A 21,770-nucleotide genomic window follows, 5' to 3' on the forward strand; every position below is an offset into this window, starting at 1 on the left:
GTTATGAAGGTATTTCCAATAATAAAAATATAAAAAAGTTCTTCAGTTCAAGAGTACAGTTCGATAAACGATACCGCCTCCGACCCATAGTATAACAAAAAAAGCTCGGAATTACACGAAAAAAATATGACAAGGGATGATACCCTTGTCATATAAAAAATATTATAAAAGTTCAATCTCACCTGAGCATACGTTAGAGATCTCTCCCAAGCTGTTTTTAAGCAGCAGACCCCCCATTTCATCCAAACCTACTACCACACCTTCAGAACGCCCCTGAGAGCTATTGAGTGCGATCTGGCGACCCAAAGTCACTGACATGGACTCCCAGAGCTCTTTGATGGGTTTAAAACCTTGCTTCATGTACAAATTGTAATGCATCTCCAGCTCGTCCAAAACCGCTTTTACCAGCTCAGAACGGTCAACTGGAGCACCACCCCGCTCAATCCGAAGTGAAGTCGCGACCTCCTGCAGATGATCAGGATAATCTTCCTCTGTCATGTTCGCGGAAATGCCAATTCCAGCAATGCAATAATGAAGCTCCCCTTCTCTTAGAGAAGATTCGAGTAAAATCCCACAAATCTTACGACCGCCTGCGAGCAGATCATTCGGCCATTTAATGCCGGCATCTACACCTGTTACCCGTCGAATTGCCTTACAGACGGCAACCCCAGCCAGCAATGTCAGCTGCGGAGTCACCGACAAGGGTAATTGGGGCCGTAACACAATACTCATCCAAATGCCCTTGCCACGGGGAGAAAACCACTTTCTTCCCATTCGGCCGCGGGCACCCGTCTGTTCCTCCGCGATGACTGTTGTCCCTTCCGGCGCGCCGTTTTCCGCTAAAAACTTAGCTTCTTCTTGAGTGGACACCACAGATTCCAGCAACTGAATGTCACCTACCCAATTCGAAGCGGAGGTCTCTCGCTTCAGCTCAGTTAGCGACAGCGCTTTATCATCGCTCATGTCCATCCATCCTTTTTGCTTCAAGCAGCAATAATTGTTTATCGTTAGGTAAATCACCTGAAGCGACCGCTTGCAGGAGTCCATTTAACATTTTGCCTAGCCATGGTCCCGGACGTTTATCCAAAGCCTCCACCAGCTCATTGCCTGTAATCTCAAGCTCTGAAAGGCTGGTTAGCGGCATTTGAGCGATCCATTCTCTTGCCGCTTGTACATTTACAGTGGCAGGTGAGGTTGAGGCCTCTGACGATTCCACGACGGAAAAGACAGAAGAAGCCGCTGTTGAAACCACAGCGGGAAGCGCAGGTGCGGCGGCTGGCAGGATCGCCAGCAGCGAGAGCCACGCTTCGGCAGCTTCCACGCCGAAGGCCAGCACGGCGGCGATCCATTGCCGCCGCAGACCTTCCATGCCGCCCGTACCCGGCGGCATGGCCTCTATTGCAGCGGTCCAAGCTTCGCGGACCCGAAGCACCTGGACGACGCCGCTCCGCGTCGTCCCCGAGAACGTCCATGCCCGCAGCAGCACATCGGCCTCTTGGGCCGATTGCTTCAGGGCATGGAGGAGAAGCGCCCACCGCAGGCGGGCGCTCTCCAGTTCCCCGATCCCGGCCGTTGAGGCGGCGGCAGCCGCCATATCGGTTCCGGTCCAGGGGAACGGGGCTTTGCCGCGCGCCAGCAGCTCGCAGCGCGCTAGCATGCCGAGGCCGCGCAGAGGATGCGGCCCCTCGACGATACGGTCCAGCTCCGCGCGGACACGCTCCACAGCAATATGCGCCAGCTTATCCCGCTGGCGCATCAGGCCCCTCCACGTGTTCTTCGCGATGGAGAAATCCAGCACCGATGCAAAACGAATGCAGCGAAGCATACGAAGTGCATCTTCGTCAAACCGCTCCTCCGCATCGCCTACACAGCGAATCACCTGCAGCTGTAGATCCTTCTCACCCTCAAAAGGATCAATAAGTTCCCCATTTAATCCACAGCAAATCGCGTTGATCGTGAAATCACGACGACGAAGATCCTCCTTCACATCGTTGACGAAAAAAACATGCTCTGGACGACGATGGTCTACATAACCACTCTCTGTCCGGTATGTCGTCACTTCAAACCCACAACCATCCTGTATCACGGTGACCGTACCATGAGCTAATCCTGTTGGCACACTGCGCGCAAAGATAGCTATCACTTCCTCTGGCAGTGCTGAGGTTGTAATATCCATATCATGCACTGGCCTACCCAATAGCTCATCGCGAATACATCCTCCAACCCAATAAGCCTCGTGACCATTTTGGGTTAACTCGGAAATTACAATCTCCGCTGCAATTGCCATCGCAGAAGGTGCCATTGTCCATTCCATATATGACTCCTTACCCCCGAACTGGGTCCAGTCCAAGTACCTTGCGCCCCAGCACCCGGTAATAAATATCTTCATATTGTTTCGTTATCGAATCCTTACAGAAATCTTTGCAGGCTGTTTGTAAACAAGCTTCTCTGAACTGTTGCACCATACGTTCATCCGACAGGAGCTTAACTGCATATTTAGCCATAGCCGTTGTATCGCCAATCGGTGCAAGGAATCCAGTCTTTCCATGCTCTATAAGCTCAGGGATGCCTCCGGTTTGCGAGCCAATCGTCGGTACGCCGCAAGCCATTGCTTCCAGAGCAACCAGACCAAAGCTTTCCTTCTCGGAAGGTAGCAGAAGCAGATCAGCTAAAGAGATCACCTGAGCGATTTCATCCTGCCTTCCCAGAAAACGAACTTTATCTTCCAGACCCATTTCGCTAATTTTGGCTTGAATTTTGGGAAGATCCGGACCTTCACCTACAAGCAGCAGGCGTGAAGGCAGTTCACGATTCACTTTGGCAAAAACGTCAACAACATCGCTGACTCTTTTTACAGGACGGAAATTACTGATATGCATCAGAATCTTTTCATCAGGCGCTGCGAAATCTCCCCGCAGATCCGTTACATCACGCGGATAATAGACCCGATGATCCACGAAGTTATAAGTGAGATCAATGTCGCGGGTAATATCGAGTACGTCCCGTGTTTCTCTAATAAGATCCTGAGAGACCGCCGTAACGGCATCACTTTCATTAATCCCCAGACGAATCAAATCTTTAAGCGATTCATCCTGACCAAGCACCGTTATATCCGTACCATGCAACGTAGTTACAACCTTCATATCGTTCCCAAGCATTTGCTTTGCAAGGAAAGCACACACTGCGTGTGGCACTGCATAGTGAACATGGAGAAGGTCCAGATTTTGCATTTTGGCAACCTGAGCCATCTTCGTAGCAAGCGCTAGATCGTACGGGGGATAGCGGAATACATAATAATCGTTTACTTCTACCTCATGGTAAAAAATATTTTTCTGAAACGTTCCCAACCGGAACGGGATACTATGTGTAATAAAATGAACTTCATGACCCTTCTCGGCCAAGAGTTTACCTAATTCAGTCGCAACTACGCCTGAACCGCCAAGAGACGGATAACAGGTAATTCCTATTTTTAGCATATGATCCATCTTCCTGTCTCCTTCTTCTCCAGTATTGATTCGTGTAATGAATCATCTATTGTTTGTCGGCCGCTTTCAAAAAAGCGAAGCGAACACCGTTTCTTTCAAAATCACACAGGACTTCATTTCTCTAAGCTGTTCAAAAAAAGCTCTCAGGAGCGCAATGGCGTATTCATTCCAAGCGCTCCTGGATCAATCATAATCAGCTTATTATATTATCATACAAACTTCGTTATATCCGTTCCTTAAGTAAACAATTCCACCGTATGAGGTACCTTGGTTGCAAACCCTTCTGCATAAGGAATCAGCCTGCGCTGGCCAAGCAGCATATCTCTCGAACGGACTCGTTCAATGTAGCCTTCCGTTAACGGTGTGGATACAGCATCCTCACCCGGAGGTTTGGTGAACTGCGAGCGATAGCAGGACAATGCCTGCTCCTTCAAGCCATATTGTTCAGTAACATCAACAATAAGATCGGTACGTCCTAAATCATTGATAAAATAGAAGTACAGCTGTGGAGCAGGAATTGCCGGCTTGTCCGGCATATATTTACGTAGCTTGGCATTAAACACAGCCTCTTCCACCAGCTTGCTACAGGCGATATGATCGGGATGACGATCCTCCCAATAAGGAGCAAAAACTATCGTAGGAGAAAAGCGGCGAATTTCAGCAGTCACAGCCGCCACATGCTCTGCTGTAATAAAAAGCCCTCTATCTGGCAGACCCAGGTTTGTCCGCACGGATGCTCCGAGAAGGTCTGCAGCTTGCTGCGCTTCTTGCTTGCGAAGTTCTACTGTACCGTTCGATGACATTTCCGCGGCTGTTAAATCGCAAAGTCCCACCTTAAGTCCCGCAGCGGTATGTTTCGCAATTGTTCCTGCCATACCAATCTCCGCATCATCTGCATGCGCACCAAATACAAGAATGTCCAGCTTCATTCATCAACACCTGGTTTGTATTTGTGAACCAGTGCACGCCAAGCAAAATCACCACGATCAATCGCCTTCACAAGAACCTCCGCTGTGGCAATATTCGTAGCTACCGGTATCCCGTATACGTCACACAAACGAAGCAGAGCTGAAATATCAGGTTCATGTGGCTGCGCCATTAATGGATCCCGCATGAAAATAATAAGATCCAGTTCATCCTGTGCTACCATTGCACCGATTTGCTGATCTCCACCTAATGGACCAGACATGTAACGATGAATTTTTAAGTTAGTTACATCCATAATCCGTTGGCCAGTAGTCCCTGTAGAAAATAGTTCATGACCTTCAAATACATGTTCATAAGCTAATACAAAATTTACGATTTCATCTTTTTTACGATCGTGGGCAATAAATGCGATCTTTAACATGGTGTTCTCTCCTGTCTATTCTATAAAGTGCTCGAATCCATAGATCAAGCCTGTATATCCCATTACCTTTTCAATACCCATCTTAACGCCTGGCATATATCCTGCACGCTCATAAGAATCATGGCGAATCTTCAAGGATTGTCCGAATCCACCAAAAATCACTTCTTCTTGAGCAAACACGCCAGGAAGACGGACACTATGTATCCGGAATCCGTTATAGTAACCACCACGGGCACCTTCAATGGTTTCTTCCTCTTTAGGATTACCTTGACGAAGTTCCTCACGAACTTCCGAAATCATCTCTGCGGTTTTGACCGCAGTTCCGGATGGAGCATCCAGTTTCTGGTCACCATGATACTCTATAATTTCCAGATGCGGGAAGTACTTTGAAGCTTGTGCCGCAAATTTCATCAATAGAATAGCTCCAATGGAGAAATTCGGAGCAATAAGTCCGCCAATCCCCTGTTCTTGACACTGCTTGTCCAGTTCCACCATCTGCTCCGGTGTGAATCCGGTTGTACCGATAACCGGACGCACTCCGTACTTAATAGCTAGCGCTGTATTCGTATACGCTGACTGCGGTGTAGTGAAATCGACAAGGACATCTCCGTTGCTTCCCGCGAGGGCGGCCTCAAGATCAGAAGTTACAATAACGCCTGAGTCTTCCAGACCTACCAGACGCCCTGCATCAATATCGCCCGAAGAACGATCTACTGCTGCTGCTAACTCCAGCTCTTCGTCCTGCAATACAAGTTTAACAACCTCTTTACCCATTCTTCCGCCTGCGCCGGATACAACGACCCTGATCTTGTTATTCATATTTTTTCCATCCTCGCTCTCACTAGTTATATAGTTATTGCATATACGATTGTATGGATTTCTGAAGGTCTCTCATCAATTCCCGCAAGCCAGAATCATCCGGATGTAACGAAATCACTTCTTTTAAGGCAGTCATAGCTTGTAAATGTTCATTCACTCGGCTATGCGCGATAGCAAGCCATACATAAGCATCCCCATATAATGGATCAAGGGTAATAGCCTCTTTGAGCAGTGTAATCGGATGATAAGGGTTGCGAGTTTTGTTATCTTCATCTTCTATCAACCGTTTGGCTTCTTGTACATGCATCATAGCCTGCAAATGCTGCAGATGCAGACTATACTCAGGTTTGCTGGTGTCCAGCTTTACAGCAGCCTGAGCATGAACTAAAGCTTTATCTAGCATACCACTGCGGGCATACGTTATGGAACAACGATATCTAACCTCGGCATCAGCAGGGCTTGCTGCAATTGCAGACTCGAAGCAAACAATAGCTTCGGCAAAGTCACTGCGCAATATCGAGCGGTAGGCCTCTCTTACATAATCCTTATGATCCATATACACACCATCCTCACGGCTAAATCCCGTTCGTTTGGTACAGCATATGTTATAGAGGCCTAATCGGTGTCTTTCGGCGTCCAACGTCCCGCATCACGGGTATTAAATTTATGCATTACCTTATTATGCGCTTCCGTCAGGTCTATCCCGAGAGAATTTGCAAAACAAACGGTAATAAACAGAATATCTCCCAGTTCAAGTTCAATGGAATTCTCAGCTTCATCAGACTTCTTAGGCTTCTCGCCGAACTCATGATTGACCTCTCTAGCCAGTTCTCCGACTTCCTCGGACATGCGGGCCAGCATAGAGAGTGGACTGAAGTACCCTTCCTTAAACTGCGATATATAAGCGTCTACTTCACGCTGTATGTCACCAAGACTTTTGTCCATAAAATGTAACTTCTCCCCCTCTGTATATCTTGCCTTCTGTTTGCCCCTATGTTATCGTAAAGACGTTTTGAAGACAATCTTTTTTGAATATTTTAACACACGCAAGAAAAGGTATACTTATTATAGGAAAAGAAAAACTGCCTACAAAAGGCCTAACGAGGGATTTCATGAATTCAAAAAAGGTAATTACAATCAGCAAGACAGTCGCTCCCATCTTGCTCGGAGCCGCAGTATATGCCTTCGGGCTACTGTATTTCATCATTCCTAATCAGTTGATGGAAGGCGGCGTAACCGGGATCACACTTCTCCTTAATTATGCCTTTAGTATTCCCATCTTTTTATCCACACTGCTGATCAATCTTCCTTTGTTTCTGCTAGGCTGGAAAGTTCTAGGCGGGCGGCAAATTGTGTATACAGGTGTAGGGATTGGGGCATTGACCTTTTTCCTGTGGGTTTTCGAACGAATGATTACTGCGGGATGGATTATCCCCTTCAGTACCGAACACGACTTTATTCTTGCGGCACTGTATGCAGGAGTAACGCTTGGAACGGGGCTTGGGCTTGTATTCCGTTTTGGGGGTACAACAGGTGGTGTAGATATTGTCGCAAGAATTCTGGGACGGAATTTTGGTTGGAGCATGGGGCAGATTATTTTGGCCATCGACATTATTATTATTGGCTCTTCCATCCTCTACATTCCTAAAGAAAAAATACTTTACACACTCGTCGCAGTTTTTATCTCATCACGAGTTATAGATTTTATCCAAGAAGGCGCCTATGCTGCCAAGGCATTTACAATTATCAGTGATGAAGCACCACAAATTGCCGATCTGATTACAGCCGAAATGGACCGTGGTGTAACCCTCATCCCTGCCATTGGTGCTTATTCCAAGCAAGCCAAATATATGGTGTACTGTGTAGTCTCAAGGCAAGAAATCCGCCGGCTAAGTCTGCTGGTCAAATCCGTTGATCCACGCGCCTTCGTAATTATTAGTGATGTACACGACGTACATGGAGAAGGCTTTCGAGAAACCTAAATAAAAAGGAGTGTAGGCCATTTCAAGCCCACACTCCTTTTTGCTGTTTATAATTTCATCCTACGGAATCGGCTTCCAATTCTGATTCTGACCACGATACTTGCGATAGGCTACATAGGCTAACGCAGCTATAATGAAGCTTGCGGCTAACCCTCCCCAAATCCCAAATTCTTGCGATGCCAGCGGCAAGGACAAAGCAGGTTCATCCTTCTCTTTTCCGAACATTACTCTTACCGCATCCTGACCATAAGATACAATTTCAAGCAGGCGGGCACGTTCAACCTTTTGTGAGGACGAAGGAATGCCGGCCGCATATGAGAGCCAGGAATCAAAAGCATTCACAACTTCAGGCTGGCGGGAGACAATCACTGCCGGCCGGATGTTATCATACCTGCCCTGCAGTCTTTCCAGAGCTGTTTTCCAGCCCGCCAAATCATTCGCAACCGCACTTTGCTCCATCGCATTTAGATCCTCACGAATCAGCTTGTAGTACTGAAGCCAAATAGGCTGGCGCGGATGATTAAGACTGTTGGCAGCTAGACGTAGCTTGGCGGCTGCCGCTTCCCATTGCTGTGGATTTATTTTCGCGCCTGCCACGGTAGCCTTCAGGTCCATAATGACCCCTGACAATGCATTAATACCCTCCACAGAGGTCATTCCTTCAAAGGATGAGGACACAAAGATCTTGGAGATCGCTTCGGTCTCCTGTCGGACCTTCATTACATCTCCTTCCAAAACATTCCCATACAATGCCTCAGCAGCTTGTTCCAGCTGCTGCGCTCCAGTCTTTCCGCTCATTACTGCCAAACCGTTGCCCGAACTAACGTCGGCGCTTTGCTTCGAAGCTTTGCCAGACCCTTCACCAGCATCCCCTAGCGCTGCTGAAGCCTTTACAACATCCATACTGGACAGCAGCCAGCAGAATACTAGAACAACCACTACATAATATCTTCCGCGGCGCATGAGACATCCCCCTCCTACTTAAGAAGAAACGACGTTGTCGTCTTTTAAAGACGATATTCGTTTCTCGTAAAATTATAAGGATAAAGCATAGTATAAAACTTATACTTCTTATAATTCTAAATGTATGGCAGGGGGACAAGGGATAGAACTGCTTACTAACGTCTATTCTTGAACTGATAGATTGACTCTACCGGTCTTTGTCTTCTACTAAACAACCAAGCAGCTGCAACACTAAGCAGCGTAAGCGCCATTGTAAAGTACTGTACCTGTATAACATAATCGTTCAAAACAGAAGGTAACCACGGATAGATTCCGTAAGAATAATCCAGCATATCGTTGGCGAGTGTCCAAAGCAGGGCTAATGGAATCATTTTGCGGAAAGAAAAAAACCTTGCATAAATCAATGCTTCAACTGCCATCCCCGTATGGGAGATTACCAGCATCCAATCTTTCCAAACCAAAACATCACCGTGATAACCCCCGGCAAAAATAATACTCACTGCCCATATCCCGTACTTCACTGACGTAACGACCGCCAAAGCCTCAATAAGTTCCCTTACATTGTTTCCTGTGTAGCTTTTTGGAGGGAAGAGCATCAGCAACAGAGCCAAGGTAAAAAACAAACTTGCGGTTGGACTATCCGGAACAAATGGAAGCAGCCAGTGTGGATAATTAGCCGCAGTGAACTCCAGTTGATTGCCATACCATATGTAACCATAAATTGTACCCAGGAAATTTACGATAAATAACAACCAAATAATTCCCCGGTTCTTAAACAGTTTGTTAAACCAATGAACTGGCATACAGATTATTAACCTCCCCAAGTAATGGCACTTTGCATTTAGACATACAAAAACCTGACCGCATGCACGATCAGGTTGCGTTATCATTATTTTACTGTTCGCTTTTTTGTTTGGCAAGCCAGCCGGCCAATGTATCAATATCCGCTTCTGATAGACCTGCTCCCAAGGCGGTATCGTACATTTTCGGCATCTGCCCTTGACCCTCTTTTATAATAGTAAGGATTGCTTCTTTGTCATGAGTGTCTCCAACTCCACGAAGTGAAGGTCCGCCCGCCCCTTTCAAATCCGCTGCGTGACAGGAGATACAAGTGGCTTGCTTGAAGAGCCCCATAGCAGGATCATCCTTGTCCACAATCGCTACTTCTTTTGGCTTAACGGCACTGGAGGTCGGAAGACCCTTTGCCCTGTTCTCCGCCGCCTTTTCTTCCCTTTGAACATCTTCAGGAATCTGACCCGTTTCAGCCATTTCATGTTTGTATTCAGTCCAGGCTGTATTGGTCAAATAAACAATTGCTGCAAGTGACAAGAACATTAAAGATGAAGCAATCGGCCTACGGTAAAAGCGACGCTCTCTACCCGTATCCAGAAAAGGAGCCAACAGAAGTGAACCAAAAGCTACACCAGTAACTCCTAGTGTACCCAGAACGATATAATCGCCCGAAGCATATGGGAGCTTCAAATACTGATAGAGGAACAAGAAATACCAGTCAGGAATCGGGATAACCGTAGCACTAGCATTTGCTGGAAACCCTAGCGGAGCTGGCTCTGAAATAGTAAGGACTAATATTCCTACAAGTACAACGACTCCGACCATCCATTCCTTCAGTAGAAAGTTAGGGATAAAGGCTTCCGATTTGCCGGGGTAAGCCGTGTAGTCCGGAGGTGTGATAAATCCGTTCCCTCTGCGAACTCTGGAATCACCGACATATACAACCTTTTCCTTAGAATTGTTTCCATGCGCCATCCGTATTCCTCCTCTCTCAGATTAACTTACAACGGTCCGGAAATCCCTTGTCTGCGGATCATAATAAAGTGTCCTACGAGCAGACTAAGAAGCACCGCTGGGAGGAAGAATACATGTAATGCGAAAAAACGAGTTAAGGTTTCGGCACCAACAATCGTTCCACCTTGCATCAGTTCCTTCAGCACCGGCCCCATCACTGGAACAGAATTGGCTATTTCAAGAGTTACCTTTGTTGCGAAATAAGCTTTATTATCCCAAGGCAACAAGTAACCTGTTAAACCAAGTCCCAACATTACGAAGAAAATCAGCATTCCAACTACCCAGTTCATCTCGCGCGGCGCTTTGTAAGAGCCTGTAAAGAAGACGCGCATTGTATGAAGGAACATCATAACAATTACTAGACTTGCGCCCCAGTGATGCATCCCGCGGACAATCTGTCCAAATGCAACACTTGTCTGCAAATACTCAACACTAGCATAAGCATTAATAATGTCCGGAACATAATACATCGTTAAGAACATACCTGATAAAATCTGTATGACTGTAATAAAAAAGGTCAGTCCGCCAAAGCAATACACGAACGCAGAGAAATGATGGGCCGGATTAACATGCTCAGGAACCTCGTGATCGGCCACGTCTCTCCAAATCGGCGTAACATCCAGACGTTCGTCAATCCAGTTATAGACATTTTTAAACATCAGAACTACGCCTCCTCACGAGCTACTGTATTTGGCACAATGTCTCCCAAAAGCACCCACCCGTTATCGAATTTCGTTTTATACTGGTCAAGCGGCTTAGGAGCAACTTCGAGATTTTTGCCAAGCTTTGTATAACGTGCACCATGGCAAGGGCAGTGATATTCGTCCGGATGAGCTTTATCGTTGTTCCACCCGACCGTACATCCCAAATGTTTACAAATCGGTGAAAGCGCATAAATATCACCCTTCGCGTCTTTCCGGATCCACGCAGTGAGTGTCGCTGTACTGTCGTACCATCCGTCCTTCTGTTTCAATTCAAAAGTAAATTCCTGGGGCTCTTCGGTGATTTTGCTTATCTCAGCAACCTTGATAAAATCTCCAGCACCCTTCTTATGTAATATCGGATCCACGACAAAACGGACCATGGGGAGAATTGTACCCGCCCCCATAAAAGCAGTGGCGCCACCAAGCGTGTAGGTCAAAAATTGCCTGCGCGACATCTCTTTACGGCTGGGTGGTTGTTCAGGCCATGTCTCCTGTTGTTCATTATGGCTGCTCATACTGTTATATAACCCCCTTCTCAAGATATAAGAAAGTATCTGTGGTGTCCGATCAGAGATGTCTCAATATAAATAATCCGTTTTCAAATCTTTTCAATGAAATACATCACATACCATTTGGATTCAACCTAATAATAGCTTAGGCTCCAAAACCCGTCAAGAATATTGTCTAATTTGTGACAGGCTAAAAAGCGGTTTCAACCTATAATTGTTGATTTTCTGTCACATTTATAAGGAGTTCATCCCCGCCACATGTCTTGAATTTTCATACTAATTTCACTGTTATTCCTCCCTTCTTGAGAAGCCTCAATGATAGGCAGAGAGAGAACTAAATCGCTTTCATAGATTTGGCTTTCTTGGAGAGGTACATCCGCTGTCAACACCACTACATGCTGGAAACCACTGGATTTGACTTTTTGGCAAATCTCATTAATTAAATTCACATAGCCCTCTCCAGCGTACTGAATGGCTGGGTAAGTCACGATCCGCCCCTTGAACGGTATTTCCACCATATCCATGAAATTACGTAATCTTTCGAGTGCCTGAACGGTCTCAGGAGGACTCTCAAGTCCACTTAATCCTGTAAAAGGTATGAGACATGTATCATAGAATTTTTGATTTTCTTCCCAAGTGTCCACCTCAAAATCGCTGAATTTCATTCCCATTCATCTCCCTATGTATAATTGTTAATTTTTCCGTTCTTTCGCAAAGCTTCCTGAAGTTATAGAACCCATTATATTGAAGGAGGAGGAGGAACGTCCAGATTTAGATTTTATATTTTCGTTCGATTAAGCAAATTGAGTAGATTATAAGCAAAAAAAGAAATGCGCTAAGCGCATTTCTTTATGCCAAACTTTTAAGTTCCTCAGTAAGATTTCGGAAAGCCATCTCATCTCCGGTAGCCAGCGCCGTGTCAATCTCACGGTGCAAGATGTCGGAGCGACGCTTTCGCAGCGCTTCATCCCACACCATTTCTGCCGCAAGTCCTAGCATCACTTCATACGTAGCCTTCATTTTGTCCATTCGATACACCTCCGCTGTTTAAGAGATCCTTTTTTCTTGTTATTTGATATTTTGATATCCATCAAGATGATTATGTTTTCGGTTTCAAGAGAATCGGCACCTACTAAAGCATATTCATCAATCCTGTCTTCGTTCTACATATTTGCCCATTCCGCTCAATACTTCCTCTATTGTACCCATCAGCAACAATAACGGATTCCTACATCTGCGTATGTAATCCCCATAAGCATTTCGCACACGCACCTCTACCGAAGATACTTAGGCACGGCTGTCTCTATCCCCCATGGCGTCATCATCACAGCGAGTCCACCAGAAGTCTCGCCCAATTTAAGCATCCCTAGGTGCACCATCATCCGTATTATACGTTGCTCTAGAATAGAAGCAGCACTGTCATAATAAAACGGTTTAATTAGCCACCCCACACCATCCACTAAAGAAGGTACTGTCACCCAATTACCGGCGCTGATGCTTATCCAATACACAAGTGAAGGTAGATTTGGCACAGCCCCTTTATATAGTCTTAACCAAAAAGAGAATATCTGCATCAACGAATCACATTTTCCATCGTTTAACACAGCCTCACCGGTCGCAGTAAGCCTTAGCCGGAAGCCTTCCTCAGAGATCCAGCGGCGGTGACGAATATAGTCATACAAAAGCGCAAATCTTGGAGGATAATGCTCACAAGCTCTCCCATAACCAAACCTCCAACCGCCTTTGCTAAGAAGCTCCTCCGGAATATGAAGCGCGTTCATCACACCTTGCTGATAACGCCTATACATTGCCCCTTCCTGATTCAGTTCTGGCTCATTGTCCTTAATATATCTCAGCAGCATTACCAGATCACTGATCATTAATTCTCCTTCACTGCGATACATCACAGGTTCAGGGCTAGTTGCGATTTTCTCTTTGATATGCGCACTCATCGTCTCCCGAAAACGCTCTTTTAAATCTTTGGGTACCTGGTACAAATATCTGGTCTGCTGTGAGGAACCACTAAAGAGCCAGCCTCCACTCTTGAAGCGAGAGACCATCTCCCGGAAACCTCCAGTTTTTCCTTCAGGTGCATTAAAAGACGCTTGCCTTGCCACAGCCAACAAATCCTCAAGACTAAAGTAGGTGCGTTCATCAAAAAGCAATGTATTTAAAAACCTTAAATCCTCCGGAGCGCATTCCCGGATATGAGACTCCATAAAACTTCTGCTTCCAAGCATAATCAAAATACTTTGGATCAAGTCGTGTTTGGAATTCTGTTTGCATTCACACCGGTAGCGGCCCGCTATGGCGGTCAGCTGTCCAATATCTGCATAAGTAAGCATATCCGCCAGATTCATGTTTTATCGCCTCACCGTTTTACTACCATTATGGGGAATACTGCCTATTTTATTCCCTTTATTGCAAAAAAAATAACCCGAAGCCCGGGTTAATGCTGATTTTGCAGGATATGGCGAGTACAATTATATAAAATAGGGTTCCATTCCCGCTCTTTATTCTCCAGAATCGTCAAGGATAGATTGCCAATTCGTTCAGAATACTTATCCTTGTAAAGAGCAGTATACAGCTGAGCAAGAAATCCTCCATGGGATATGACGAGTATATTCCGATTGGGATGCAATGCAGAAATATCTTCCATAAAAGCAAGAGCCCGCGCCTGAAGCTGTTCGTCGGTTTCTTGACCGAGGGAGAGCTGGCTCCATTCCTTACCCCACTTCTCTTCACGTTCTGCGGCAGTAAGCCCCTCTACCTGCCCATAAGCACGTTCCCGGATACGCTGATCAGGTTCTAATAGCGGAATCCCTAACTTGTCAGCAATAATCTTACCGGTCTCAGCAGCGCGGGAAAGATTACTAGTAACGCAGCAGTCCCAGCTGTACGGTTCCTGTAATAAGCGGTCAGCAAGCATTGCAGCTTGCATCCGTCCTTCATCATTAAGTGGAATATCACTTTGTCCCTGTATTTTCCCTATCGCGTTCCAGTCCGTCAATCCATGGCGTATCAAGCCGATTAGCATGTTGCCTCCCCCTTTTCAGCAAAGTATTTGTCTCTTAATGTAACATGGATGAAATAAAAAGTCTTCTTTTTATGAGTTTTACAATGCAAAAAGCCCCTCATTACATTAAGTAAAGGGACTCATTCAATGTTCTGAATATTATAAACAACGGAAGCAAAGACATACGTCTAATAACCCTCTATGATCGGCGATAACGATTCAGCCTAGTTAATGAAAATACTGCAAAGCCTACACCTAACATTGATAACATCATCCAGTATTGAGGATGAGTGGGTCCCATACTTACTACAAGGGGTTCAATGATCCCACCTTCAGAGCCCAAAATTGGATACGTTGATTGCCATTCCATCGAGGATCCAGCGACACCTGTCTCCACAATTCCACTCTGAGCAACAACTGCATCACCTGGAGTTCTGAACATCGTAAAATAAAGAACGCTGGACAGAAATATTGCCAGAAAGCATGCGATCCATAAGCTAAGCCGATGGCGAACAATAGCAGAGGTCCCAGCAGATTTCCCGTCACCGGGCATCAACCATGGACTCTCTAAATAAATCCGCTCCATGACCTTAACATTTATGGCTTCAGCACGCTCTTCACTGATCTCTTCCCTCAAATCTTGCATAAGCAGGCTGCTCTCTTGCCATAGAGCCCATTCTGCAGCGCAGTAAGGACAAGTTTCAATATGTCTTTCAAGTAAAATCCGCCTAGGATGTGTGGGGGGAGCGTCCCACAAGAGCGGAATACATTCTTGCGCTTCCCTGCAATTCATTCGCCTTACACCCTCTCAACCTGCTCTTCAACTTCAGGCTCATTGAAATAGGATTCGAGTTGAAGCTTCACACTACTCCTGGCACGAAACAATAATGATTTCACTGAGCTTACACTCTGATCTAAAATTTCTGCGATTTCTTGATAGTCCATTTGATCATATTCACGTAGGATAAGTGCAGAGCGTTGTTTTTCGGGAAGATTATTTATCGCCTCACGGACCAAATTCATCCGTTCATTGCGCAATGCAGCCTGCTCGGGTGCAACTTCAAACGGTGCTACTGGTGTATATCCACTCTCTTCCAGAGATACATTACCGGCACGGTTCTTGCGAAGCTCACTTAGAACAGTGTTGCGGGCGATAGTGTACAGCCATGTTGAGAATGAAGCATCTACCTCTCGAAAGGAATGCAAGCTACGAAATGCCTTGTAGAAGGTCTCCGAACAAAGGTCCTCTGCGATAAGCTCCATATGTGAATTTCTAAGCATATGATATACAAATGCTAGTATTTTACGTTGATAACGACGCATTAATTCTGAATATAATTCCGTGTTTCCTTGTTTGATTTGCTGGATCAACTGGGAATCCGTCATGGTGAGATTGGCCCTCCTCGCCCTTGCACGTCTTTTCCCATCCGGTCCGTACTTATTATACCGGTTTGGGCTTTAAAAGTTGCGGTGTTACTGCAAATTTTTAGTTTTTTTATGAAATACACCTATGTATATTCAACTACCCGATAATTAAGGCATGATGTATATGAAGAAGACAAAAAGAAATAAGGCATACTTCTAATTTTACATAAATATAGAAACGAATCTAGAAACATACCTGCTCTATTGTACCACATATTCTCATAGGATGACATTAATAGACTTTAGATAGGTCGACTCGCCAGCAAGACCCGACATTGGATTTCTGACTTAGAATCCGGCTTTAAAAATAACACATTTATCAATTTTTAAAAACTGTTGACAAAATGTAAACGTATACATATAATAAAAGTACAGTATGGTTTCTCTCCACTCCTATCCAATACTTAACGGTTCCAATTTATTGTGAACTGTAGCCGCTTACTTTGTAAGCGGTCTTTTTTTTGTCCTGAAAGCGCTCTACCTTTTTTTAGATGATCTATATTAGATTATTTTACTATAGCGAGCGAATTAGCTTCCACAAATCCCCACAATTATCTATTACCCCGTCTACGTCCACTTGAAGAGGGATATGCTCATTACATTTCCAAATGTCTTGCAGCCCTGCGTTACGGCTCTCTTGTACGTCATTCATTGGATGATCACTACAAATATAGCCTCCTCTGCGCTCACCCCATTGGTATCCTTCCTTTTGCAAAAATAAAGGATTAAACCGGGGAAGGTGATAAGCCTACGGGCAGGTTCGTTACATAGACGTCATTTGCATAGCTGCGTGTGTAATCCACCCTCTAATCCTAATCGTATGGAAAAGAGTCAGGATAAACAATATACTAGCTATAAAGTTATTTGTTGAGGTGAATTTGAAATGGATGAAATCGATGAATCAAAACAACTGGTACTACAAATCGGCGGTGCCTTGAAAAAGTACAGAAAAGAAAAAAACATGAGCTTAGACGACTTAGCGGAATTAACGGGCGTAAGTAAACTTACTCTGGGGAATATCGAACGTGGCGAGACAAACCCAACTTTGGCGATAATATGGAAAATTTCAAAAGGCATATCTTTGCCCCTATTAGCTTTGTTCAAATCTGAAGACCCTGTTAGTTTGTATCGAGCAGGCGAAGGTCTTCGGTTTTCTAATGATCAAAAGAATTGGATCATAGAACCCGTCTTTAAAAATGTAAGCAACGATATTGAAATGTGTCGGGCTTACTTACAGCCAAATAGTTCGTATCACCCTGAAGGTCATCATGTGAATACAACTGAAATTGCGACAGTAATGACTGGTTCCATTGAAATACGAGTCGATGGAGAAATGTACACATTGAATCAATATGATACGATCAGTTTTCGTGCAGATCGCCCTCACTCTTATACCAATCATACGAATAGCGAAACAGTGCTCCATATCTCCTTAAAATATGGTTTCTAAAAGTCGAAAATTTCACCTATTACATGCAACTCAGTATTCCATTCTAAATGGAAACTCTGAGTTGTATTTTTTTATCTAATATAAGCATTTCAATTTATAGAACCATCTCAATAAAGTAAACTTTAAAATACTTATTGTTAAATTTAATATATTATACTATACTTTCATTGTCCGCGCGGATATTAGTACGCATTAATTCTGGGAGGGAAAATGAAGAATGCCGAATAAAAAATTCGTACCATCATCTTTAGGGCTGCTACTACTCGGCATTATTATTATTGCCGCAAATTTACGTGCTCCCTTAACCTCGGTCGGTCCTTTAGTGGGTCTCATAAGGGATGACGTTCATATTTCCAATACTTTAGCAGGCTTGATCACAACGGTACCTTTACTTACCTTTGCTTTATTATCGCCTCTAGTACCAAAACTAGGACGTAGGTATGGAGTTGAACTTTTAATTTTGTTTGCCCTGATCTTTTTGACTGTTGGAATTGTAATACGTTCTTTATCTGGGGCTGCAAATCTGTATATTGGAACTGCAATTCTTGGATTTGCAATTGCCGTTTGTAATGTATTAATGCCAAGTTTAATCAAACGTGATTTCCCTAATAAAATCGGTGCCATGACTGGTGTATTTGCAATTTCAATGAGTTTATCTGGAGCGATCGCCTCGGGAATCAGTGTACCGCTAGCTGCAAACGCAGGTTTAAAATGGCAGGGTGCATTGGGAATTTGGGGGATCCTAAGCTTTGTATCGATCCTCTGCTGGTTGCCTCAATTAAGGAAGCGTACGAAGCAAACAGCCTCGACGAGTCAACAGATGACCGGCAATGATGTGAATGTTTGGCGTTCCCCTCTTGCCTGGCAAGTAACCTTGTTTATGGGGATGCAGTCTATGATTTTCTATGTGCTGATCGCATGGTTGCCTGAAATTTTAAAACAGCAAGGCATTGACTCAAGCCAATCAGGATGGTACCTCTCAATAATGCAGTTAGCACTGCTTCCATTTACCTTTATTGTCCCCGTTATTGCAGGGCGAATGTCAAATCAACGTTCGTTAGTGTTCATTACAACCATTTTGCTTTTGACGGGAACGCTCGGACTGCTTTACGGAAGCTCCAACATCATTCTGTTGTGGATCATCATACTCGGAATTGGTGGAGGCTGTGCCTTTAGCTTGTCCATGATGTTTTTCGGTTTACGTACTAAAAATGCGCATCAAGCAGCGGAACTGTCTGGTATGGCGCAATCGATCGGATATCTGCTTGCCGCAATTGGTCCTGCCCTTATAGGATATTTGCATGACACGACAAATAGTTGGAACGTGCCACTTTTCATACTGCTTGGAGCTTCGGTCTTACTCTTTATTGTCGGTCTAGGAGCAGCAAGAAATCGTTTTGTAGGTAGAAAAGCTAGTTACGAAGAAACAAACTCAAGTACCAGAGAATTTCTTGGAAGAAATACTGATCGAAATGAAGAAAGCGAGTTGGGGAACAGTTGCAACAAACCAAACCTAAATTAGAGTCTTCGGGTATTAATCCGGAAGCATTTTGCGGCACTCCTTTCTTTGCTTCGTTGATCAAAAAACATTTAGCTTGTACTAAGACGCTATCGGACACAGTTGACCTTAAATGCAGCATTAATCCGCATTTGGGATGCTAACGGACCGCATAGCAGCTATTGACACGAAAAACACCCAATATAAGCCTCTTTATGTGAAATAGCGTCTGTGGAGTCCGAAAGACTGCTTCAAAGGCAAAAAACGAGCAAATAACGTCATTAGGGTCCGTAAGTACTAGGTGGTACTTATACTGGTACTTATACTGGTACTTATACTGGTACTTATGGTGGTACCGATGCCGATGACGATACTGACGGCATGTTGAAATAAGCAACCAATAACCCAAAAAACAAAAAAATAGCGATTCTCTATTCACATGAGAATCGCTATTTCACTGTTTTTTATGATTTAAAAATGAACCCGAACTAACCTTAATACTACACGTATACCGTATAATCATGATGCTGCAACAGGATCTTCGCCCGCTCCATATCGTTCTCCTGACGGAAAGAGAGACGCATAATCCCCGGAACATCTTCACGGCTTTCGATAATTTGTACGTTGCTAAGGTTAATTCCTTGATCCCCCAGCTCTGTAGCAATACGACCGATAATCCCCGGATGATCCGGTACATCAATATGTAGGTCAAATAAAGGTGCTATCATACCTTTACGCCGTTCAGGCAATTGACTACGGAAGCCATTGGCTTCATGAAATGCCTCTTCAATCCCTACACCATCTTCACTTTCCAGCAAACGAACAAAAGAAGAAACTTCCTCGTTCCAATCCTTCAATAAACGAAGCATCACTGAACGATTGTTTAACAAGATATCACGCCAAATAATTGGATCACTGGACGCAATCCGTGTAATATCCCGAAAGCCCCCTGCAGCTAACGTACTAAACAAGGAGTCAGTATCATCATAAGCTTTAATCTGATTTACCAGCGCAACGGCAATAATATGTGGTAAATGACTAATGGCGCCTACAATCTCATCATGACGTTCTGGATTAAGGCGTACAATCTGCGCTCTAGTAAGGTGGAGTAAGGACTCCAACGCATGATAAGCCTCGTCTGGCACTCCCGGTGGAGGCGTTAATACGTAATAGGCATTCTCAAACAACAGCGATGAAGCTGCCTCAACACCTGAACGCTCTGATCCTGCCATAGGGTGACCACCGATAAAATGTACTCCAGGAATATCCAAAGAGACCGCGCATGCGGCAATACTAGCTTTCGTACTTCCAACATCTGTAATGATGCAGCCGGGCTTGAGCGGCAATTTGCTTAACTGCTGCAAATAATCCTCTAGCATACCCACCGGCACACATAAAAAAATGAAATCGGCATCGATTGCCGCTTCCTCCACAGACAATGTGGCACTATCGACCACACCTCTGCTAATATACTTACTCGCGGATTCAGGACGGTGGGCATGGCCAACGACGGTCAGGCCCTCCTTGCCTTTAAAGCAAAGGGCCAGTGAGCCTCCGATCAGACCGACACCGAATATTGCTATTTTTGTCGTCATGTTCTTTGAACTACCTGCCTTCTTTAGTCTTTACTTGCTGTTATTACTAGGCGCGTACTCCACTCTCTATAAGAGTTTGTTCCAGCGCGGTGATAAAAGCTGTATTCTGCTCAGCCGAGCCCACAGTAACCCGAATATAAGTCGGATAAACCTGATGACCCGCTCTTACGATGATTCCTTTACGCATCAAAGCATCAAAGACCTCTGTAGCAGGCTTACGAACATCTACCATGATGAAGTTCCCGTGTGCCGGGAAGGATTCTAGACCCAGACGTTTGAATTCACCTTGCAATTGGACAATACCCGCGCTGTTAAGACGACGGCATTCCTGTACGTAATCTTGATCATTCAAAGCAGCAATAGCTGCAGCTTGAGCAAGTCGTGAAGTATTAAAAGGCTCACGTACCTTGTTGATCAACGAAATGATCTCAGGACTCGCAACACCGTATCCAATACGCAATGCAGCTAAGCCATAAATTTTGGAGAATGTGCGAAGCACAACCAGATTCTTGTAACGAGTCAGTAACTGGATACCATTGGAGTATGAAAGATCTGTTACATACTCACAGTATGCCTCATCAAGGACAACCATTACATTGGAAGGCACAGCATCCAGGAAAGAAACCAAAGCTTCCTCTGGAACAATCGTACCTGTTGGGTTATTCGGATTACAGATCCAGATAACCTTAGTGCGGTCCGTTATACGGGCCAGCATCCCATCCAGTTCATGTGTACCTTTTACAAGTGGCACCTCAATAGATACCGCACTTTCGATGTCTGCGTTACTCTTATACACAGAGAAGGTTTGGTCCGCCATGATTGTCTCATCACCCGGTAAGAAAAAGGCACGAGCAATAAGTGCAATAATCTCATCTGAGCCACAGCCAAAAATAATATTGTCGTTATTCACGCCAAGACGGCTGGAAAGTGCTGAAGTCAATTCAACGGCTGAGCCGTCCGGATAAAGATAAAGATTCTCAAGTTCTGCTAGAATTGCTTCTTTTGCACTCGGTGAAGCTCCATACGGGTTCTCATTGGATGCAAGCTTAATAACCTCACTTAAGCCAAACTCCTTCTTGACTTCGTCTATAGGTTTCCCTGGTTTGTAGACAGGGAGATTAACTATATTCGGTTTTGGATTCATACAATAGTCCTCGCTCTCCATAGTTG

At 44.8% G+C, this 21,770-nt stretch carries 24 protein-coding genes; 3 read left to right on the forward strand and 21 right to left on the reverse strand.

Annotation, left to right across the window (positions count from 1 at the left end):
* Positions 1-162: 162 nt before the first annotated feature.
* The 8 genes from NST94_RS20040 to NST94_RS20075 all read right to left on the reverse strand — a co-directional run bounded on the left by NST94_RS20040 (position 163) and on the right by NST94_RS20075 (position 6,597).
* Positions 163-963, reverse strand: coding sequence for a biotin--[acetyl-CoA-carboxylase] ligase (locus tag NST94_RS20040; RefSeq protein ID WP_076302752.1), 801 nt, complete (start codon positions 961-963; stop codon positions 163-165).
* Positions 953-2,314, reverse strand: coding sequence for a CCA tRNA nucleotidyltransferase (locus NST94_RS20045; RefSeq protein ID WP_339281203.1), 1,362 nt, complete (start codon positions 2,312-2,314; stop codon positions 953-955). Before NST94_RS20045 ends, NST94_RS20040 begins: the two co-directional genes overlap by 11 nt.
* Positions 2,315-2,324: 10 nt before the next feature.
* Complete coding sequence (bshA, locus tag NST94_RS20050; protein ID WP_339281204.1) at positions 2,325-3,485, reverse strand: N-acetyl-alpha-D-glucosaminyl L-malate synthase BshA; 1,161 nt, start codon at positions 3,483-3,485, stop codon at positions 2,325-2,327.
* A 236-nt stretch (positions 3,486-3,721) separates the two neighbouring features.
* Positions 3,722-4,414 carry a bacillithiol biosynthesis deacetylase BshB1 gene (gene bshB1, locus NST94_RS20055; RefSeq protein ID WP_038572419.1) on the reverse strand — a complete coding sequence of 231 codons (693 nt, stop codon included), beginning with the start codon at positions 4,412-4,414 and terminating at the stop codon, positions 3,722-3,724.
* The gene (gene mgsA / locus NST94_RS20060; protein ID WP_036676275.1) at positions 4,411-4,833 is read right to left on the reverse strand and encodes a methylglyoxal synthase; all 423 of its coding nucleotides are present in this window, start codon (positions 4,831-4,833) and stop codon (positions 4,411-4,413) included. The genes bshB1 and mgsA overlap by 4 nt, the downstream gene beginning before the upstream one ends.
* Positions 4,834-4,848: 15 nt before the next feature.
* Positions 4,849-5,652, reverse strand: a complete 804-nt coding sequence (gene dapB, locus NST94_RS20065; protein ID WP_036676273.1) for a 4-hydroxy-tetrahydrodipicolinate reductase — start codon at positions 5,650-5,652, stop codon at positions 4,849-4,851.
* Positions 5,653-5,686: 34 nt separating this feature from the next.
* Positions 5,687-6,208, reverse strand: coding sequence for a tetratricopeptide repeat protein (locus NST94_RS20070; protein WP_036676272.1), 522 nt, complete (start codon positions 6,206-6,208; stop codon positions 5,687-5,689).
* A gap of 59 nt (positions 6,209-6,267) precedes the next feature.
* A complete protein-coding gene (locus tag NST94_RS20075) occupies positions 6,268-6,597 on the reverse strand; it encodes a nucleotide pyrophosphohydrolase (protein WP_036676271.1) in 330 nt (109 codons plus the stop codon).
* A gap of 167 nt (positions 6,598-6,764) precedes the next feature.
* On the opposite strand from NST94_RS20075, the gene NST94_RS20080 reads away from it, so the two are divergent.
* Positions 6,765-7,634, forward strand: a complete 870-nt coding sequence (locus NST94_RS20080; protein ID WP_076127532.1) for a YitT family protein — start codon at positions 6,765-6,767, stop codon at positions 7,632-7,634.
* Positions 7,635-7,694: 60 nt separating this feature from the next.
* Here the strand turns inward: NST94_RS20080 and NST94_RS20085 are convergent, their stop codons facing one another.
* The 11 genes from NST94_RS20085 to NST94_RS20135 form a co-directional block, all read right to left on the reverse strand.
* A complete protein-coding gene (locus tag NST94_RS20085; protein ID WP_076302754.1) occupies positions 7,695-8,597 on the reverse strand; it encodes a sporulation protein YpjB in 903 nt (300 codons plus the stop codon).
* A gap of 155 nt (positions 8,598-8,752) precedes the next feature.
* A complete protein-coding gene (locus NST94_RS20090; protein WP_051490910.1) occupies positions 8,753-9,400 on the reverse strand; it encodes a DUF1405 domain-containing protein in 648 nt (215 codons plus the stop codon).
* A 91-nt stretch (positions 9,401-9,491) separates the two neighbouring features.
* A complete protein-coding gene (locus tag NST94_RS20095; RefSeq protein ID WP_076134674.1) occupies positions 9,492-10,364 on the reverse strand; it encodes a menaquinol-cytochrome c reductase cytochrome b/c subunit in 873 nt (290 codons plus the stop codon).
* A gap of 26 nt (positions 10,365-10,390) precedes the next feature.
* Positions 10,391-11,062 carry a cytochrome b6 gene (locus tag NST94_RS20100; RefSeq protein WP_036676266.1) on the reverse strand — a complete coding sequence of 224 codons (672 nt, stop codon included), beginning with the start codon at positions 11,060-11,062 and terminating at the stop codon, positions 10,391-10,393.
* A 5-nt stretch (positions 11,063-11,067) separates the two neighbouring features.
* Positions 11,068-11,622: a ubiquinol-cytochrome c reductase iron-sulfur subunit gene (locus NST94_RS20105; RefSeq protein WP_076127525.1), complete on the reverse strand. Its 555-nt coding sequence runs from the start codon at positions 11,620-11,622 to the stop codon at positions 11,068-11,070.
* A gap of 239 nt (positions 11,623-11,861) precedes the next feature.
* The gene (locus NST94_RS20110; protein WP_076127523.1) at positions 11,862-12,281 is read right to left on the reverse strand and encodes a DUF2487 family protein; all 420 of its coding nucleotides are present in this window, start codon (positions 12,279-12,281) and stop codon (positions 11,862-11,864) included.
* A gap of 184 nt (positions 12,282-12,465) precedes the next feature.
* Positions 12,466-12,645, reverse strand: a complete 180-nt coding sequence (locus NST94_RS20115; protein WP_036676261.1) for an IDEAL domain-containing protein — start codon at positions 12,643-12,645, stop codon at positions 12,466-12,468.
* Positions 12,646-12,890: 245 nt separating this feature from the next.
* Entirely contained in the window at positions 12,891-13,976 is a 1,086-nt protein-coding gene (locus tag NST94_RS20120; RefSeq protein WP_076302755.1) for a hypothetical protein, read from the reverse strand.
* 89 nt (positions 13,977-14,065) lie between these two features.
* Complete coding sequence (locus NST94_RS20125; RefSeq protein WP_076302756.1) at positions 14,066-14,653, reverse strand: histidine phosphatase family protein; 588 nt, start codon at positions 14,651-14,653, stop codon at positions 14,066-14,068.
* 178 nt (positions 14,654-14,831) lie between these two features.
* Positions 14,832-15,278: a hypothetical protein gene (locus NST94_RS20130; RefSeq protein WP_051490909.1), complete on the reverse strand. Its 447-nt coding sequence runs from the start codon at positions 15,276-15,278 to the stop codon at positions 14,832-14,834.
* A gap of 152 nt (positions 15,279-15,430) precedes the next feature.
* Entirely contained in the window at positions 15,431-16,018 is a 588-nt protein-coding gene (locus tag NST94_RS20135; RefSeq protein WP_036676255.1) for a sigma-70 family RNA polymerase sigma factor, read from the reverse strand.
* A gap of 922 nt (positions 16,019-16,940) precedes the next feature.
* On the opposite strand from NST94_RS20135, the gene NST94_RS20140 reads away from it, so the two are divergent.
* Positions 16,941-17,507, forward strand: coding sequence for an XRE family transcriptional regulator (locus NST94_RS20140; protein WP_038572428.1), 567 nt, complete (start codon positions 16,941-16,943; stop codon positions 17,505-17,507).
* 217 nt (positions 17,508-17,724) lie between these two features.
* Complete coding sequence (locus NST94_RS20145) at positions 17,725-19,029, forward strand: MFS transporter (RefSeq protein WP_339281205.1); 1,305 nt, start codon at positions 17,725-17,727, stop codon at positions 19,027-19,029.
* A 476-nt stretch (positions 19,030-19,505) separates the two neighbouring features.
* Here the strand turns inward: NST94_RS20145 and NST94_RS20150 are convergent, their stop codons facing one another.
* Both NST94_RS20150 and hisC read right to left on the reverse strand, forming a co-directional pair.
* Positions 19,506-20,600: a prephenate dehydrogenase gene (locus tag NST94_RS20150; protein ID WP_076302757.1), complete on the reverse strand. Its 1,095-nt coding sequence runs from the start codon at positions 20,598-20,600 to the stop codon at positions 19,506-19,508.
* A 46-nt stretch (positions 20,601-20,646) separates the two neighbouring features.
* Positions 20,647-21,744, reverse strand: coding sequence for a histidinol-phosphate transaminase (gene hisC, locus NST94_RS20155; protein ID WP_339281206.1), 1,098 nt, complete (start codon positions 21,742-21,744; stop codon positions 20,647-20,649).
* Between the last annotated feature and the right edge of the window lie 26 nt (positions 21,745-21,770).

The organism is Paenibacillus sp. FSL H8-0282, from assembly GCF_037963825.1.
GTDB lineage: Bacteria > Bacillota > Bacilli > Paenibacillales > Paenibacillaceae > Paenibacillus_AQ > Paenibacillus_AQ odorifer.